Origin of the sequence: Leptospira ellinghausenii, from assembly GCF_003114815.1 — a bacterium.
In the GTDB taxonomy this organism is placed as follows: Bacteria; Spirochaetota; Leptospiria; order Leptospirales; family Leptospiraceae; genus Leptospira_A; species Leptospira_A ellinghausenii.
Genome location: NZ_BFAZ01000012.1, coordinates 23686 through 41177, shown reverse-complemented (window position 1 = coordinate 41177; position 17492 = coordinate 23686). Strand labels below are relative to the sequence as shown.

Sequence of the window (17492 nt, the reverse complement as noted above, 5' to 3'; positions counted from 1 at the left end):
ACTTACTGGAGATTGGAAAGCAAAAATTACAATCGTGACAGAAAAAATAAGTTTCTATCCGATCTTTACCCATCTCCTACAACAACGGCAGTTATCGAATTTACGATTCTTGCCAAGTGCTTCGAAGTGGGAGTCTCTCCTTCAAATAAAACACGTTCCACTGCTTTTCGAGTAGCGTCAGGGAATTTGTCTAACATCTCTTTATACAAATCTTTTTTATTAATTATTGAATTCTTCTGTAGAGGAGATATTGTTTCATCCAAGGCTGGAGAGGAAAAGACAATTGAGCTGGCTTGTGAAGTGATAATCGTCTTTTCTGTTAGCTTCGTACTTTCATCCAAAGTAGACCCCAAGGATAAGAAGCGTCTTCGGCCATCAAAACCTGTTTGAACGACAAATCCTCGTTTTTTCAATCTGGAAATCATACGCGAAATTGTATCTGGTTTCAAACCCAAGAGGTTCGCAAAATGTTCGTTCGATGCAAAACACTTTCCACTCGAGGTAAAACTTTCAATTTCAGAAAGAATTACCTTCTCCGCAATGGAAAGGTCCCTCCTACTCTCAATGCGAGCTGGGATCCAAATTCCTTGTCTCATATTGTCCCTTCGGTTTGCCTAGACACGCCTTCGGCCAAACCATTTAACTTCCTTTTTGTGGCGGGGGATCAAGTTAGGTGAAGTGATCCGAGGTCTTTGCCTACCTCATCCGACAAATGCCTTTTACCGGACAGTAAAACCTAAATCTAAAGGTCGGATTTTGTCAACCACAATGAGACATAATTTGGGAGATTTCGGGGGAAGGAGAAAGGTCCCCCAAGAGGGCAAACTCGAGGGGGAATCGCGTCTTTTTGGATCTTCACCTAAGACAATTCAAGGAAACAATGGAATGTGAAAAAGTACAAGAATTTTTTTGTTATTGAGAAATAATAAATTACATTCTATGGCACAAAGAATAATAAATGATTATTATCGTTTAATGAGAAATATCAAGCTCTGGCAACATTATCATGATATTTTCTGAGAACAATTTTTGGTTTAGCAATTTTTCGAATATCCAACTAAGGAAATACATTACTCCTCACCTCCAAAAAATCAATCTGTCTCGATACCGGCCCACAAAACAGAAAATTAAATGTAGAAAATACAATATTGGCATCTAACAAATGACCCATGGATAACGATCTACCTCTCTCTTCTACTTTTGTGATTGTTGTCTCATGGATCCCTTTTTTTGGAAATTTTAACTGAAGGACAAACGACTTTATTTCGATCTAATAACTCACAAATATTTTTCGAGTATCGATCGGATGGATGGTTTGGGTCATAGACTTCTTTGAATCGGAAACCGTGATAAATTGTTACTTCACTTTTCCTGCAGTTAAAAAATGACATTTCACTGTATATGAGTTTCGAATTGGCATAATACTCACCAACTTTTAAGGGAACCGCAAAAGAAGTATTGGTGGGACGAAGGTTCGCATATTGCTTGATATGATCCTCTCCGGAACAAATGTAATCCCCATGGCATTTCGTTAGATCTTTGAAAATTTTAGTTTGGATCACCGCGACTCCATCATTGAGGTTATTATTGAAACGAAGATAGCCGTAGTCCGAACTGGAACCGTTTATCACTTCCATTTCATGCTCTTTGTATATAGGTGAGGAGCATTGAAAAATGATTAGAGAAAATAGTAAAAAAATTGATCAGAACGCAATTTAAAGTTTTTTCTGGCAAGAGTGTTCCTTCATACAGACAATATCGAATTCAAAGAATTGAAATAATGGATTTTCAATTTGGAAAAATTTATTTCGAAAATACGAACTAATCCTTTTTCTCAATTAACTTATTTGTTCTTGAAAAGTACAAAATTCCACTTAAATATTCTCTGAACAAATTATTTTAAACAATAGAAGCAAATTAAATTTCTCAGAAATAGTATTCAATACTATAGCCAAATCCCCTCCCCTAATAAATTAAGTGTCAACCATGTGAGTGATCTAGAGTATTACCGATGTGCCTTTCTATACAAAAGCATATACTAAAGAGACATAATTCCATAGAAGAAATGTAACTCACATATAAATGAACCGGCTGATTTTATCCGAATTAATTCCGTCGCATTCCCTCGTAATAATGCCCGAGGTCTTTACACTTCACTTTTGACTTTTAGATCTATATCATTACTTTTCTGAATGATAAATTTTCCATTATGAATGTAAAAATCAAAGGATATAAAAGATTTTCTTGGAGTCATAATTTTTAGAATATTCTTTCCATCCTTCTGGAATTTTTTCTTAAATTTCAAAAATGTTCTGTAACAGGTCACAAATTCATCTGCGGTTTTGATCACATTTTTTTGGTTCGGATAATTTTCATTGATCAGTATTGGTCTTTCAAGCTGGTTTCGATTCCCCATTATAAGAAAGGAGTATGGATAAATGACTTCCAATGTATCATTCGAAGGATTCCCATTCAGTTCAAATTGGTATAGATCTAAATCCAATGCCTTTTGTTTGAATTTATCTTTATCAAAACAGACTTCAACTAGAATTAGTGTCTCCTCTTCTGAAATATTCGCTTCAAATTGATCCTTAAACTTTGAATGATGAATATTATTTGGATCATTTAAAACCAGGCTCGTATTTTCTTTTTCGAAATAGAAGCCATTTAATTGGTACAGATTCGTTCCATAAAAGGAAGATTCTTCAAATTTCAGATTGGAACTTTAGATCAATCGATGTTCCGAAGTGATTCCCGGAGAGACCAAGGTCAACGAACTACAAGAGGTCTTCGAAACTACTATGAATACAAAAATCTTTTTCATTTTTCTCCCTCGCTCTGACTTTAAAAATTGAGCATGATATCTTAAAAGAAACAAACCGAATCAAATCCGGGCCTCATTCAGACTCCCTTGGATAGTATTTTTTAGTTTATAGAAGACACACTTCCAACTCTATACATTGACCATTTTTTCGATGGCTTGAAATAGTTTTGTTTGTTCCGCTTTCGTCAGTTTGGAATGTAAAAATGGAAACTTCTTCAGAAACTGTGATTTGATGTCCACTTTTGGTTTTTGTTTGGGAGTGGCCTTTCGTTTGTTTGCCAAGTTTTTTAGGGCTTGTTTGAATTCGGTTGGTCCAGGATTAGATTGTTTTGCACCTTGTGCCAGACGTAAGGCTTCTCTGTAAACGGCCTTGTAACGTTTCAGTTGAGGAACAGAGATTCCATGTGTTTTTGAAATCTCGGCAAGAGTTTTGCTATCCTTTGACGATAAATCTCCACCACGATTATCTTTTTGGAATGTGTCGGGAAAAAGATTCACTAAGATGTAGATGACTTGTGCCGGGTCTTTGATTTGCCGTCTGTCAAAGTTGTCCGACAACATCAAAACTTCTAATTCCCGAAGGGTGATTTTTCCTTCGATGTAACGAACTGGTGCTTCTGTGATGCCGAGTTCCTTCAGGGCTTTTTTACGGCGGTGGCCAGTAATAAGAGTGTTTGGTTTTAAAGAAAATCCAACGGCGTTTGCTCTTGGACCAAATACGATGAGAGGATCATGGATTCCCCCCTTTTTGATTCGGTCGACAAAACGTGACCAAGCCAATTCATCTTCTTTTTTGGATTTATCCCAATAGTCAAAGAACTTGATGTTATCGGGATGGTCGAGAAGTTCCGAAACATTGGCATTTCGAACAGGACTCAGTTCCCAGTTTTTGTTTGTTTGGTTTTGGAGTGAAAAGGAATCCTTATTGGATACTAAAATGTTCTGTCCAAGGGACTCGAACATGGCAGACTTTTTTGTTTTTGCACTCATAAAGAAATCACCTCACTTGCTAAGGAACTAAATTCTTGTTCGGATTTGGATCCTGATTTGAGAAGATTGCCTTTCATGATCGACGATTGCACAGCGGCCGATCTTGTGATAAACGATTTTGTGTATTTAAATTTCCCTTCTTTTAGGATGTCGACAACATCATCTTTAGTTTTCTCAGAAACCATAGAAGGAACAGCAATGTGTTTCGGAGTTTTTAATCCTGATCGACCAATGAGTTCCACTTGTTTTTTGGCTTTAAGAAGACCAGACAAACTCCAACGATCATACGTGAGTGGAGAGAGAACAATGTCGGCGGCATAGAGTCCAATTTTGAATTCATATACTGGAGATGGTGGAGTGTCGATGATGACATAGTCAAAAGGCAAAGCAGAAATTTCCTTTTTGGAACGAAGGAGTAAACCCGGATCATTTTGAGTTTCGGATCCTAAATCTTGTAAATCCGGAGAGCAAGGTATCACCGTGATCCCTTGAGACTGAAACATACATTCTTTTAATTGTTTACGATCGGAAAAGGCTTGGTAGGCATTTTTTTTATCAATTTCTTCGATGGAAAGATCACGAAGGAAAAAGTCAGTAAGGGAATATGACTGAGGGTCCAAGTCGATCACTAAAACTTTTTTCTTCAATTGGCTGATTGCCAATGCCAAAAAAATAGAAATTGTGCTTTTGGAAACGCCACCTTTCAAACTTGCCGAAGTGATAATTCTCATTGAAAACCAACTTAGAATGAAATCAGAATAAATTCAAATTTTAATTCTTCTGGAGAGCAAAAAACCAAAGGATCACGGTGATACCTTGGGAGGATACTAGGAAATCCGCCATTCATCTTTCTATTCAAAGTAACCTTTGTTTTTGGATTGTAAGATTTTTTTACCTAAGTTTAACTTGCGAAACCATGAAATTGCTAGTTCTGATTTTCCTGTTTGCAATCCAAATCTCAATTTTGTTAAACTGCAGAAATAATAGCGAAGAAAAATGCAAATACGATGCGAAAAAACGATTCCGAGATTTTTGTATTGGTGGTTTGATTTAAAATCCAATTGTGAATCCCGATGGAAATAGCCTAGACCAAGTCTACACGGAATGTTTTTAAAATGCTTATAAACTCGAACAATGCAATAAAAAATCTGAAAACATAGACATTTACTCAATTGTTAATTGACCAAGGCTAATAATAAATCTCTAGATTATGCGAAAGAATACTGATATGAAATCAATTTCAGGAAGTTACAATACCAAAAGGATGCTAAATTCGATTGGGAGATATTTCTTTACATAGAAATTAATTATTTTGGGAATCCTGTGAAAGTATATATATTATTTCTTGTTTTGGTTTTATCCATACAACCTCTCATATCGAAAGAGATTGATAGCGGTAAATGTGAAGTCTATAGAAAAGGTAACGAAAAAGAATACCCTTCTTGTTTAAAAAACAAAAAGGATCACCCCTGCGAAATAGTGAAACAGGCAAAATCATGGAAGTAAGTAATGGATCTTTTAAAAGGAAAGGGTGTGATTGAAAACCCAAATACTTTAGTAGAATATACGTTCGATGGAGAGAATATCGAATATACAATTACTTATGAAGAAGGAACCATGATGGCTAAAAAATATGGAATCCGAAAGATATCAGGTTTTATTAAAATCATCAGCGACAATGAAGTTGAGTATAGTTTGTTAAAACCATTGGATGCCCCCTGCAAAGGTATCACCCATAAGGTGTCTTGTTCTGTTGTTGGTCAGATACTTACAATTGACTTTGAAGGAAAACCTGATATCTGCGGTATCATTTCATATCTATAGGTCGGACTGGAAATGATGGAGAGCGAAAAACCGTTTCCTCGAAAGACCAAGAGAAAGCCGTAACTTCAAACAAATAAGGAAAACCGGAGAACAACTTATGAAACAATGCATCCTTCTTCCAATCCTCGTTTTTCTATACCCACTTGCCGTTTTTTCGGACAAACAGAAAGGAAATGGGCCAATTGATTTTTCCAAGGAAGCACCGGTTCATCCATTTTATGAGTCATACAGTGGGAATGGTAACATGAACTGCAAAGAGAAACAAGAGTGTATGTCAAATTGTACAAGTTCGGTGTATGTGTATACGAACCGGGGGAAATCTCTGGAGTCGGCACGCCAAGGTTGTATTGCGGATTGCAATCGGATTGTTTGTTTGCCAGAGAATAAAAAGTAATCCATTGCGAGATCACGTAATGGATAAAAAATCGTTTCAACTTCCATGCTGAGTGAGAGCTTATGCGCCAGCGATTGCAGCGGAAATCCTTTCCGGTAAAGAATCCGATTATGATTTTAATTTTGATTCGGAAAGATTGGAGCGGAAAGCGCGGTCACATCGAAAATCCATTTCATAAATACTAACTAATGTGAGGTGCCCTTCTGATTCAGTGACTCAAATAACGGCCGCAAACGAACTAGGCTTACCGACGTTTTTAACAAAAAAAATGCTTGTACTGTTTTGGTACTTCGGTTAGGGTTGTTTGTAAGTAATCCTTAATCGGGTTAAGTCAAACGCCCTGGAAGGTGTGGTAGCCAACCAGGGCAAATTTCTCCTTCAAAACCAACTCACCTTTGCACCACCTCCGAACTTTCGTTTGGGTCACAGTGAAAATTTCAGATTTATGTCTCTTTTACTTATTGACAGTTTATCGACATCGGTACATTTAGGGATCGTTCGGTGGACACTGCCGGACACGGCTCTACCACATAGCCGTTTTGACTTAACTCGGAATTCTTAAAAAAAGTTCCGACGGAACGTTCGAAAGAACTTTCCCATCTCTCGATTTTACTTGGACCGAAGGTTTGTCTCATTTTGAAAAACCAATGGCAAGTAGAGTAGGGGAGGTATGCGTTCGATGAATGCATTGGCATAGAAACGACCAGATGCTCGTAGCCGGAGTCAGTGTTCATTTGGAAGAAGGAACCTAAAATGAAAACCAACCGAACAGGAATTTGGATTCCCAGGGAGATTGAATGCCTTGTGGATTTGAGTGTTTCTGAAAAGTATCTGCTTTCAGAAATTCGATCGTTAACATTGGCGAAAGGGTGTTTTGCATCGAATACTTACTTTGCGAAACTGCTTGGGAAAAAACCCGATACCATCTCTCGCATGATCTCCAAACTTCGAAAACGAAACTATATCGCACAACTTTCCTTCGATGGAAGGAGACGTGAATTGTCTTACTGCTTAGGAATTGTATCCGAACCGGAAGTGGAAACAAAGACGAGTGCTCCCTTACAAAAATCCAAGGCAGATTCGGAAGTTTCAGCAGTTCCTTTTGTACCTAGTACAACAAAAGTACATAACATAAGTACAAAGAATCCTTTGGATGTTTGGAAAGAGTTTTTGCATTGGACAAACCAATTGGCACCATCCACTCGCATTCGGATCCAGTCGGCCCTTGGACCAGAGAGTTTGACCAAACAGGATCGGATCTTTTGGGAAAATTTTACGGTGAGACTTCGGCCTATGTTTGGGAGTTAGGTGGAACAACAGATAACCTTCAATATTAAGAATACGGAAACCAAAAGTATTATTAGGTAGTTTCAAAGTTTTGCTTCCTTTGAGAAGGATTTATTGATCGGACGAATGTACAGATCAATTAGTGAAAGGAAGACTAATGAGAGCCAATGTCTATACTATTGGTTTTGTCTTGAAGGATGTAAATCGAAAGTTAGGTAGGAAAGGATTCTCAAAAAAACATTTGGAAAATACAGACTAATTTTTATAAACAAAATATTCCGGGTTTTGTATGAGCGAACGTGTAAGTTAACTGAAATAGATGGAACTAATTGATGCACAATCGTACCTTCATCAGAAAGAAAATTAAACTAAAGTTAACTTGAAAAATAATAATCCTGGGTATGCAGAAATTGCAAGTTAACTTTAGTTTAATCTCAATTCGTTTGTAAGGTACTTTCATACTTTAATGATCCTGTTGGGGCTAATACAAATGGAAAACATGCAATTAGGAAATAAAACTCTCCAAATATTTCCTAACAGAGTTTGTAGATAATAACGCAACTAAAACGAAAAGTGATCTACGAGTATATAAATCGGCCAGAGCATAAAAGATAAACAAACTTGGATCAAAATGTAGCATATAGGAAAATCTCTTCTATCTTTAGATGTCAATTCTTTAAATTAACAATTTCACGATGGCATCCTGATGTAATAAACGGTTCCAAACTAAATACTCTCCAAAATACCTAATTGTTCAAAGTTACTTTATAGTCTTAAAAATTTCTAAGATGTTTCTGAAAATTTGTTGCCAAATTCCAGAAACATCCACATACTAACACCATGCGTAGGTTTCTGGTTCTATTTCTAATGATTGCTATTCCTTTTGGCTCGGATTGTAGCGATCAAATGAAGCTTACTGGAATTTGTCATCTCACCAAAGCCAATGTTAAAAAAAGTATTCTTAAGTGCCATCAAGAAAATCAAACAGCCAAAGATAGTTGTGAGTGTGCCAAGTCGAAACCTGTTATTATTTCTAAATCTGCTTCTGATTTCGTAAGTATATTTTTTGCTCAGCTTACTTTTATCACTTCAACTTATGTAAGTTTTGACTTAGAAAAACCCCTTCTTGAATTTGTCTTTGTACCAAAAATACGATTAAGAAATTCAGACGATTCATATTTAGAAACGATTCATCTACTTCTCTGAATATATTCTCACACACTGACTTTTAGTCTGTTAAGTTGATTATGTATGTTTCACTGGAGGATTTTGATGAAGCGTCTGGTTATTATTTCGATTTTACAATTTGCGACGTCTATTAAGGGGCAAGAAATTGAGCCTTTCTTGGATTCTTTAATTTCTTCTCATCCTGAAATTCGCGCGCTGGATGCAGAGCTAAAATCCAAACATGCGAATGCAGGCCATGAGACCACATACCCTGATCCGAAAATAGGGATTTCGTTTCGCAACTATCCAACGAGATCTTACTCCCTTAACAACAGGGCATATGATACACCAAGTATGACAGGCATTGAGTATAGCATTTCTCAGGAGATCCCTTTTCCGGGAAGGTTGACTTTGCAGGGGAAAGTGAGGAAACTTGAGGAAATTGAGTTTTTACATTTTTCCAAATCTCGAAAAAATCAATTTTTGTTAGAGTATCTCTCCCAATTAATTCGATTTAGAAGTGCGAACTTAAAAATTAATTTAAACAGCCAGATTCAAAAGACTTTAGAGAGCCAAAAAGTTATTTCTGCTTCCAATTTTGCCACTGGGAGTTCTGCTCTAGATAAAACACTTAAACTGCAAATCGAAGGAACAATCTCACTAGACCGACAAATTGAACTAACTCGAGATAAAGACAATGCAAAGGCGTTTTTATCTTATTATGTAAGCGATTCTGTTAGTCTAACAAAAATTTTAGAAACAGACTTAACCAAATATCTCAGTGAAAAACATTTATTTATTAAAACAAATAAAGCAAATCTAAGGCTTAACCTAACTGAAAACCCCAATTACAAACTATCTTCGGTTGCCGTTGAACGTGCTAAGAACGAAAGTAAACTTTCTAGCCTTCTTCATGCTCCTGATACAGAACTTTTCTTTGCATACATGCGCCGCCGAAATCAAATTATTGCAGTAGACGATGGGCCACTGAATTATCAAGTAATGGATCAAACAGAATATAGAGGAGATTTATTTTCAGTCGGAATAAATGTTCGTGTTCCCGTTTGGTCTTTTTTTTCAGCACATGATTTAGCGGAACGTTCGAATGAAAATACGAAATCCAAAAGTTTCGAGCTGGAGAAAAATAAACTCTTTTTAGAATCAAACTTTGATAAATTACTTTTAACATTTGAGTCGTTGGAATCTCAAATTGAATTATATGAAAATAAATTAATACCCGAATTGAACAAGAGTTTATCAGCTTCATCGGCTGGTTATGCAAGTGGTAGCAGTAATCTAATTGAAGCATTGGCGTCTAAAATTGATTTATTGAAGGCATACGTCATGCTCGAGGAAGTGAAAGAAAAGAAAGATCTAACTGTAATTCTGATTTTGGAACTCACCGACTCTCTACTTAAGGCAAAAAACAATTAATATGAAAAAGAAATCAATTTCTATCATCGTAATATTTCTGATATTCTCTTTCTTGCAATTATGTAAGAAAGAAAAAGAAACCTGGTATTGTCCCATGCACACGACCTATACTTCCGATAGACCCGGTCAATGTCCTATATGTAATATGTCCTTGGTAAAGAAGGAAAAAACAGTTTCGTCCTCTAAATCAAACCATCTTGCATCACATGAGCATAACGATGAAACTTCCGTTTTGAGAGATCCTAAGGAAGAGAATATGATCTCACTGTCGGAAGAGAAACAAATCTTAATCGGAATCAAAACTACAAAGGCGGAAATCAGAAATCTTTCCAAGTCAATCATGGCCTATTCTAGAGTGGCTTATGATCCAGAGCTGTATACAGCAATCTTAGAATTTCGAGAAGCTCGAAAGGCTACGAAGTTGCTCGCAGAGAATCCAACAACATTATCGAATTCGCTTGTCAGTTCAAGCATAGTTCGGCTCAAACAACTAGGCCTCTCCGATTCTCAAATAGCCGAATGGGGAAATGCTACCCGAAATCCAGATGAATTGATTTTGGGGAGTAAGAATGGCAAAGCTTATATATACTCCTCAATTTATGAATCTGATATTAACTTTGTAAAGAAAGGTCAGATAGTAAATTTGAAAGTCGATTCCTTCCCTGACAAAGTATTTAAAGGTAAAATTCAGAGTATAGATTCCATATTAAATGAAAAAAACAGGACCCTTCGATTTCGCTCTTACGTCGTTGATAAGGAGAACTTACTTAAACCGGAAATGTTTGGAAATATCGAAATTTCCATTTCTTTGAAAAAAACTCTTTCGATTCCTAAATCGGCGGTTCTGAATACAGGTAAACATAAATTAGTCTACAAGAAAATTTCCACAACGGAGTTTACTCCAGTTATGGTCAAGACTGGAATGGAAACCGATGACTTCTATGAAATTTTGGAAGGATTAGTTGAAGGTGATGAATTAGTATTTGAATCGAATTTCCTGTTAGACTCCGAAAGTAAAATTAAATTAGGAGGTTCGTCAAATGAACACTCCCATTGATTCAAATTCGCTAACTTCTAAAATCATTCGTTTCTCCGCTCATAATAAATTTTTAGTATTAGTTGTAATCGGGGTAATGCTCATCGGCTCCTATTATTCGATGACTAATATTCCGCTTGATGCAATTCCTGATCTGTCGGATACGCAAGTCATAGTCTATTCTCGTTGGGATAGAAGTCCTGATATTATTGAAGATCAGGTTACTTACCCAATTATCACAGGCTTACTCGGTGCTCCGAAAGTGAAAGTTATTCGCGGGTTTTCCGACTTCGGCTATTCGTTTGTCTACGTTATCTTCCAAGATGGGACTGATATTTATTGGGCTAGATCTCGTGTATTAGAATACCTATCTCGAATTCAATCCAGGCTTCCAGAAGGTGTGCAAACTGAATTGGGCCCCGATGCTACTGGTGTTGGATGGGTTTTTCAATATGCCTTGGTAGACAAGATTGGAATAAACTCATTAGCCGATATTCGATCCTTTCAAGACTTTAAACTGCGTTACTTGTTAAACGCGATCCCGGGAGTTTCAGAGGTAGCAGGCATTGGCGGTTTCAAAAAACAATATCAAATCACTGTTAACCCAATTGCCTTGCAAGCGTATAACATTTCCATGGAATCGATTGTGCAAAAAGTTCGAGAATCTAATCAAGAGACTGGCGCACGTCTAATGGAATTGAGTGGTGCTGAGTATATGATCCGAGGCAAAGGATATATTCGTAACCTAAGCGACATAGAGGAGATTAGCTTAGGCACGGATACTACCGGAACACCAATTCTCGTAAAGAATGTTGCACAGGTAGATCTAGGCCCTGATTTGAGACGTGGTATTTCTGATTTAGACGGAAATGGAGACACCGTTGGTGGAATCATTGTTATGCGTCATGGTGAGAACGCTCTTTCGGTAATTGAAAAGATTAAAGAAAAGATTAAAGAAATAACTCCATCTCTCCCTGAAGGATTGGAAATAGTCACTACGTATGATCGTTCATCGCTCATTATGAATGCGATTACGAATCTAAAAGAAAAATTGCTCGAGGAAATGGTTGTAGTTTCTTTAGTTATCTTGGTTTTTCTATGGCATTTTCCTTCTGCAATTGTGCCTATTCTAACAATTCCAATTTCTGTTCTCATTTCGTTTATACCAATGTACACTTTCGGAATTCACTCGAATATAATGTCTCTTTCTGGCATTGCCATTTCCATTGGAGTTTTGGTAGATGGAGCAATTGTAGAAGTAGAAAATGCATACAAAAAATTAGAGGAGTGGGAGTCTGGTGGTCGAGTTGGCGATTACCATGCAGTCAGGCTTGAGGCGCTGTTAGAAGTAGGACCATCCGTATTTTTTTCACTGTTAGTTATCGCTGTCGCTTTTCTACCCGTTTTCACCTTAGTCGATCAAGAAGGAAGGCTTTTTCGCCCACTCGCATATTCGAAAAATTTGGCGATGGCAATCGCTGCTATTCTTGCTTTAACTCTCGATCCAGCCTTTCGAATGCTTTTTACAAGAATGGATCCATTTACTTATAAAAATAAATTATTAAATAAGGTCGCTACTACCTTATTCGTTGGAAAATACTACAAAGAAGACAATCATCCAATAAGTAAAATTCTATTTAAATACTACGAGCCGGCCTGCATTTGGGTTTTAGCGCACCCGAAAAAAGTAATCGCTACCTCAGTAACTTTAGTATTACTAACAATACCTTTGTATTTTCATCTTGGTTCTGAATTTATGCCACCACTATATGAAGAGTCATTACTTTATATGCCAACAACGCTTCCTGGAATCTCAGTTGCTGAAGCAGAGCGGCTTATGATAAATATGGACAGAAAGTTAAAAAATATTCCCGAAGTAGTGCGCGTGTTTGGTAAAGCCGGACGATCTGATACCTCAACAGATAGTGCACCATTCTCCATGATGGAGACGGTTGTTTCCGTAAAGCCTCAAAATGAATGGAGGAAAAAAGAAAGATTTTATTCGATATTGCCAGACTTCACTCATTTTTTATTTAGAAGCTTCGCACCAGATCGAATTTCCAGAGAAGAATTAATAGAAATCATGGACAAAGAAATTTCTTTTCCTGGTGTGTCTAACGCCTGGACCATGCCAATTAAAACTAGGATTGATATGTTGTCTACTGGACTGCGAACCCCAATAGGAATAAAGATACAAGGATCGTCGCTTGAAGAAATTGAACGATTAGGTATAGAGATCGAAGGAGTTTTAAAGTCTCTTCCTGGAGTTAGGTCTGTATTTGCTGAACGAACAGCCGGCGGTTATTTTTTAGATATCAATTTAAAACGAGAGAAATTAGCCCGCTATGGAATCACGATTGCGAGTGCACAAAATATCATTTTGACCGCTATCGGGGGAGAACCAATTACTCAAACAATAGAAGGGAGAGAACGGTATACTGTAAATATCCGTTATCCAAGGGCGCTAAGGGAGAATATAAACCAGCTAAAACGAATATTAGTTCCAACGCTCACAGATTCTCATATTCCTATCGGCGAAATAGCTGACCTTGAATTTAAAACAGGTCCTGCTATGATCCGAGATGAAAATGGATTTCTCACCGGCTATGTATACTTAGACACAGGCGAATCTGATATAGGTGGTTTTGTAGAAAAAGCCAAACTTATAGTATCCGAATCAGTGAAACTTCCGACTGGTTATACTCTACTCTGGACTGGTCAGTATGAAAACATCATTCGAGTAAGAGAGAGAATGATGTATGTAATACCTATTACCCTCTTTATTATTTTCTTTCTAATCTATATGAATACAAGTTCTTACATGAAGACAATGATTGTCATGTGTGCGGTTCCTTTTTCCCTTATTGGGGCTGTAGGACTTTTATTTATTTTGGATTATCAAATCTCGATCGCCGTCTGGGTGGGAATGATTGCGCTTATGGGACTAGACGCTGAAACGGGCGTATTCATGCTGTTATATCTTGATTTGGCACATGAAGACGCAAGAAAGAAAGGACTTTTGAAAAATGACAATGAACTAAAAGAATCCATCTTACACGGTGCAGTAAAAAGAGTTCGTCCCAAAATCATGACTGTACTCTGTGCGATGATGGGGTTACTCCCAATTATGTGGTCAACAGCGACAGGCTCAGATGTAATGAAACGAATTGCTGCCCCGATGGTCGGAGGTCTTGTTTCAAGCTTTGCATTAGAGCTTTTGGTTTATCCTGCCATTTATTATTTATGGAAACGAAGGGAATTGAGCGAGCTTTGAGTCTTATGACTAATTTCTTTAAAGGGGAAATCCAATGAACGACAAAAAAGAATTTATACCAGCCTTAGGCTACGAATGGTTAACCGGTTTCTATGACCTAACAATTAAGTTAACTATGCCTGAGAAAAAATTTAGAACAAAACTCATAGATGAGTTAAAACCAAAGAACGACGAAGCTATTTTAGAATTTGGTTTTGGAACAGGGCAAAATATTATTCTTGCCCACGAGCGTAATGCGAAAGCTAAACTAAGTGGTCTTGATATTGATCCAAAAGTAAGAGAAATTGCTCAATATAAAATCAAGAAACTAGGTTTCGACATACCTCTTGACCTCTACGAAGGAACAGCCTTCCCATATGCAGATAACTCATTTGATAAAGTTTTTAGTTCGTTAGTTTTTCATCAACTTGACGCAGAAACAAAATTAGCCTCCTTGAAAGAAATTTACCGAGTGCTGAAACCAAATGGGCAACTTATTATCGGTGACTGGGGAAAAGCAAAATCCAGAATGATGCGGCTTGCATTTTATATTGTCCAACTTCTGGACGGCTTTAAAACAACAAACGACAATGTAAATGGACTTTTACCAAAGTTTATAGAGCAAGCAGGATTTAGAAATGTAGCAGAGACTGATTTTATCAATACCAAAATTGGAACTTACTCTTATTATAAAGCAGAAAAATAGATGCGAAAATTTTTGAATTCATTAAAAGGAGAAAACAATGAATAAAATTAAATTAATGGGAATAGGATTTCTAATCCTATTTGAAACGACAGTTTGGGCACAGGATGTTTCCAAAGTAAAAGCAGAGCATCTTTCACAGGCTTCTAAATATGAAGAGTTAGCCAAGGCACAACAAAACATTATAGAAGATCATTCGAAAATGAAAAACGATTTTCAAAAAAAATATTGGATTAATGAAAAATTAAGCCCAAAGTTAAAAATAAAAGAAATGGAAACTCATTGCGATAAAATCATTGCAGATGCTAAATCTCAAAAAGCTAATTTTGAGATGATGGCTGTGATGCATAATTCTTTAGCAAAAGGGTTAGATAAAAAATAAATTTATAAGAATTCAGAATTAAATATAAGAATTTAATTCTGAATTCTTTTTAGGAGAGAACAATGAATACAATATTTAAAACAATGTTAATATGGATTATATGCCTTTTTACAACACAGGCATGGGCACATGACGGTAAGACAACAAAAGTCATGGAAGAGATGATAAAATTTCATGAAGCACTAGTAAAAGAAACTTCCGGTAAAATTGACACAAAAAATTTGACCGAACTTCTTACAAAAGGGTCGGATGATAAAAAAGACAATGAAGTTTTTAAAAAAGCAATTCCTCTTGCGGAAAAATTAGGTAAAGCAGAAAGCTTGCAAGATAAAAAGAATGCATACTCTTTATTAGTCGATGGATTAGCATCTGTTGTCGGACATCACGATAAATCAAAAGCAAATCTATTCTATTGCCCAATGGAAAAAAAGAAATGGATTGCTAAAGGGGATAACATAGTGAATCCGTATTTGAAGGATATGAGGGATTGCGGAGAAAAGTTGTAAATACAGCAACAAATACTTTTGCAGATAATAGCAAAAGTATTTGTTCCTAGGAAAAAGTTGAATGCGTTGTGTCAAATGGTCATAACGAATTGAAAAGGAATTTTAAAAAAGTTTTGCGTACTAAAGATGATAGTAACAACCTTTATCTTATTATTAAGTTTTCTGGAAACGGGTTTTAAAATTATCTGGTATTTTAAAACCCGTCGGATATTTGAATATTCATGGAGTGCATTCGGCTAAAAAATGAAAGAATTAATTGAATTTCATTTTACCGAATTAAAGCAAAATCTAAGTTTCTCAAAATTCTCAATCATTGCTTCTTTAATAATCTCAATTTTCATTTTACATACATTATCAATCAAAGGCAATAATGAAATCTGGACAGCGATTTCCATGAGATTGTATTATTTTCCTATACTATATGCTGTAATCTTTTTTGGATTTATCGCTAGCGCTGGTGTCAGTTTTCTTGTGGCTTCTGCACATCTATTCACAATGATTTCCGCAAAAAATCATTTTCACACAGTGATGTTGGAGCATTTTGTTGAAACTCCATTTCTTGTCATATTAGGATTATCTGCTGGATATTTCAGAGATGTTTTGATATTCGAAAAAAATAAAAAGAATGTAATCTTAGATCTATTTGGAAAGTATGTATCACCTCAAATAGTAGATGATATAATTAACAAAAATATCAATACCGAAGGAGAAGAGAAAGAGGTAGTTATTTTATTTTGTGATATTAAGGATTTCACAAAATTAGCAGAAAGATTAAAGCCTACAGATTTAATCTTTCTGCTAAATCGGTTTTTCGTCGAAATGATTGATATCATTTTACGCAATAATGGCTATCTAGACAAATTTATCGGAGATGCTCTTATGGTCGTTTTTGGAATACCAGAAGCTAAATCTGAAGATAATGAAACTGCTGTTAAAATTGCAGTTGAAATGATAAAGAGATTGAAGCAGCTTAACGGCGAAAATTACTTTGGGAATGAAAAACTAGAAATAACTATCGGAATTCATTTTGGAAAGGTGGTTGCAGGTAATGTTGGTTCATCGGAAAGAAAAGAGTATACGATTATCGGAGATAATGTAAATCTTTCGGCCCGAATACAGGGTTTGAATAAGTTTTATAATTCTTCATTATTGATTACTGATACCGTCTATCAACGTATAAAAAACAAATGTTCTAATATAAGAGAAATAGATTCAGTACGAGTGAAGGGAAAAACGAATTCATGCAAAATATATGAAGTTTATTCGCATTTGGGCATTGAAGAAATTATCAGTAAAGAAAATAATCGAACTTGCTTTTTGGACGGGCTTGCACACTTCAGAAGTGGCAATTTTCCTCAAGCTAAGATGTTTTTCGAAGATGCTTACTTTCAAAATCCAAACGACTATGTATGTAAGTTATATCTAGATAGGATAGAAATTTTGAAAAATGGCAATGTTGATGATTGGGATGGAATTTATGATTTTAAAGTTAAATAAAGTAGGCCATGCTGAAAACCTCAATTATGGATTATGTTTTTTTGAATAGGAAATTTCATCAAATGACATATTTTTTATATTTATTCGTGCAGCGGAGTGTTGGCGATTAATTTATGAAATAGAAATTTATTGGGAAAGGATTCGGAGAAAACTTCAAAAATATTTCGAAAAATTTATATAATTTTTTTATCACTT

General features: G+C 36.1%; 16 protein-coding genes and 1 pseudogene. 12 read left to right on the top strand and 5 right to left on the bottom strand.

The features are described 5' to 3' along the window. Positions 1 to 65 precede the first annotated feature (65 nt). The 5 genes from DI076_RS18890 to DI076_RS18865 form a co-directional block, all read right to left on the bottom strand. Complete coding sequence (locus DI076_RS18890; protein ID WP_108961405.1) at positions 66 to 596, bottom strand: helix-turn-helix domain-containing protein; 531 nt, start codon at positions 594 to 596, stop codon at positions 66 to 68. 618 nt (positions 597 to 1214) lie between these two features. Continuing rightward, positions 1215 to 1637, bottom strand: a complete 423-nt coding sequence (locus DI076_RS18880; protein ID WP_108961403.1) for a hypothetical protein — start codon at positions 1635 to 1637, stop codon at positions 1215 to 1217. A gap of 509 nt (positions 1638 to 2146) precedes the next feature. Beyond that, positions 2147 to 2503 (bottom strand): hypothetical protein, encoded by a 357-nt coding sequence (locus tag DI076_RS20395; RefSeq protein WP_245918590.1) that lies wholly within the window; start codon positions 2501 to 2503, stop codon positions 2147 to 2149. A 450-nt stretch (positions 2504 to 2953) separates the two neighbouring features. Next, on the bottom strand, positions 2954 to 3814 hold the full coding sequence (locus tag DI076_RS18870; protein ID WP_108961402.1) for a ParB N-terminal domain-containing protein: 861 nt from the start codon (positions 3812 to 3814) through the stop codon (positions 2954 to 2956). Then, positions 3811 to 4545: a ParA family protein gene (locus tag DI076_RS18865; protein WP_108961401.1), complete on the bottom strand. Its 735-nt coding sequence runs from the start codon at positions 4543 to 4545 to the stop codon at positions 3811 to 3813. Before DI076_RS18865 ends, DI076_RS18870 begins: the two co-directional genes overlap by 4 nt. 778 nt (positions 4546 to 5323) lie before the next feature. On the opposite strand from DI076_RS18865, the gene DI076_RS18850 reads away from it, so the two are divergent. From DI076_RS18850 to DI076_RS18800, 12 genes and pseudogenes are all read left to right on the top strand, one after another. Then, complete coding sequence (locus DI076_RS18850; protein WP_108961398.1) at positions 5324 to 5638, top strand: hypothetical protein; 315 nt, start codon at positions 5324 to 5326, stop codon at positions 5636 to 5638. Positions 5639 to 5735: 97 nt separating this feature from the next. After that, positions 5736 to 6032 (top strand): hypothetical protein, encoded by a 297-nt coding sequence (locus DI076_RS18845; RefSeq protein ID WP_245918588.1) that lies wholly within the window; start codon positions 5736 to 5738, stop codon positions 6030 to 6032. Positions 6033 to 6785: 753 nt separating this feature from the next. Next, positions 6786 to 7340, top strand: a complete 555-nt coding sequence (locus tag DI076_RS18840; protein WP_108961396.1) for a helix-turn-helix domain-containing protein — start codon at positions 6786 to 6788, stop codon at positions 7338 to 7340. Between the two features lie 846 nt (positions 7341 to 8186). Continuing rightward, entirely contained in the window at positions 8187 to 8525 is a 339-nt protein-coding gene (locus tag DI076_RS18835; RefSeq protein WP_134152084.1) for a hypothetical protein, read from the top strand. Between the two features lie 138 nt (positions 8526 to 8663). After that, positions 8664 to 9920, top strand: coding sequence for a TolC family protein (locus DI076_RS18830; RefSeq protein ID WP_004787990.1), 1257 nt, complete (start codon positions 8664 to 8666; stop codon positions 9918 to 9920). Between the two features lies 1 nt (position 9921). Beyond that, positions 9922 to 10071, top strand: a pseudogene (locus DI076_RS20495) (heavy metal-binding domain-containing protein); the annotation flags it as partial. A 105-nt stretch (positions 10072 to 10176) separates the two neighbouring features. Further along, the gene (locus tag DI076_RS18825) at positions 10177 to 10977 is read left to right on the top strand and encodes an efflux RND transporter periplasmic adaptor subunit (RefSeq protein WP_004788048.1); all 801 of its coding nucleotides are present in this window, start codon (positions 10177 to 10179) and stop codon (positions 10975 to 10977) included. Beyond that, positions 10961 to 14230 carry an efflux RND transporter permease subunit gene (locus tag DI076_RS18820; RefSeq protein ID WP_004788124.1) on the top strand — a complete coding sequence of 1090 codons (3270 nt, stop codon included), beginning with the start codon at positions 10961 to 10963 and terminating at the stop codon, positions 14228 to 14230. The genes DI076_RS18825 and DI076_RS18820 overlap by 17 nt, the downstream gene beginning before the upstream one ends. Before the next feature lie 34 nt (positions 14231 to 14264). After that, complete coding sequence (locus DI076_RS18815) at positions 14265 to 14915, top strand: class I SAM-dependent methyltransferase (protein WP_108961395.1); 651 nt, start codon at positions 14265 to 14267, stop codon at positions 14913 to 14915. A gap of 37 nt (positions 14916 to 14952) precedes the next feature. After that, positions 14953 to 15294: a hypothetical protein gene (locus DI076_RS18810; protein WP_108961394.1), complete on the top strand. Its 342-nt coding sequence runs from the start codon at positions 14953 to 14955 to the stop codon at positions 15292 to 15294. Between the two features lie 62 nt (positions 15295 to 15356). Next, positions 15357 to 15800 carry an LIC13259/LIC11441 family protein gene (locus DI076_RS18805; protein WP_040917519.1) on the top strand — a complete coding sequence of 148 codons (444 nt, stop codon included), beginning with the start codon at positions 15357 to 15359 and terminating at the stop codon, positions 15798 to 15800. A gap of 243 nt (positions 15801 to 16043) precedes the next feature. Further along, a complete protein-coding gene (locus DI076_RS18800; protein ID WP_040917520.1) occupies positions 16044 to 17297 on the top strand; it encodes an adenylate/guanylate cyclase domain-containing protein in 1254 nt (417 codons plus the stop codon). Positions 17298 to 17492: the final 195 nt, after the last annotated feature.

Coding starts and splice junctions, on each gene's coding strand:
- DI076_RS18880 (WP_108961403.1), bottom strand. CDS start 1,637: ATGGAAGTGATAAACGGTTCCAGTTCGGACTACGGCTATCTTCGTTTC.
- DI076_RS18840 (WP_108961396.1), top strand. CDS start 6,786: ATGAAAACCAACCGAACAGGAATTTGGATTCCCAGGGAGATTGAATGC.
- DI076_RS18815 (WP_108961395.1), top strand. CDS start 14,265: ATGAACGACAAAAAAGAATTTATACCAGCCTTAGGCTACGAATGGTTA.
- DI076_RS18820 (WP_004788124.1), top strand. CDS start 10,961: ATGAACACTCCCATTGATTCAAATTCGCTAACTTCTAAAATCATTCGT.
- DI076_RS18850 (WP_108961398.1), top strand. CDS start 5,324: ATGGATCTTTTAAAAGGAAAGGGTGTGATTGAAAACCCAAATACTTTA.
- DI076_RS18805 (WP_040917519.1), top strand. CDS start 15,357: ATGAATACAATATTTAAAACAATGTTAATATGGATTATATGCCTTTTT.
- DI076_RS18810 (WP_108961394.1), top strand. CDS start 14,953: ATGAATAAAATTAAATTAATGGGAATAGGATTTCTAATCCTATTTGAA.
- DI076_RS18835 (WP_134152084.1), top strand. CDS start 8,187: ATGATTGCTATTCCTTTTGGCTCGGATTGTAGCGATCAAATGAAGCTT.
- DI076_RS18890 (WP_108961405.1), bottom strand. CDS start 596: ATGAGACAAGGAATTTGGATCCCAGCTCGCATTGAGAGTAGGAGGGAC.
- DI076_RS18845 (WP_245918588.1), top strand. CDS start 5,736: ATGAAACAATGCATCCTTCTTCCAATCCTCGTTTTTCTATACCCACTT.
- DI076_RS18870 (WP_108961402.1), bottom strand. CDS start 3,814: ATGAGTGCAAAAACAAAAAAGTCTGCCATGTTCGAGTCCCTTGGACAG.
- DI076_RS18865 (WP_108961401.1), bottom strand. CDS start 4,545: ATGAGAATTATCACTTCGGCAAGTTTGAAAGGTGGCGTTTCCAAAAGC.
- DI076_RS18825 (WP_004788048.1), top strand. CDS start 10,177: ATGATCTCACTGTCGGAAGAGAAACAAATCTTAATCGGAATCAAAACT.
- DI076_RS18800 (WP_040917520.1), top strand. CDS start 16,044: ATGAAAGAATTAATTGAATTTCATTTTACCGAATTAAAGCAAAATCTA.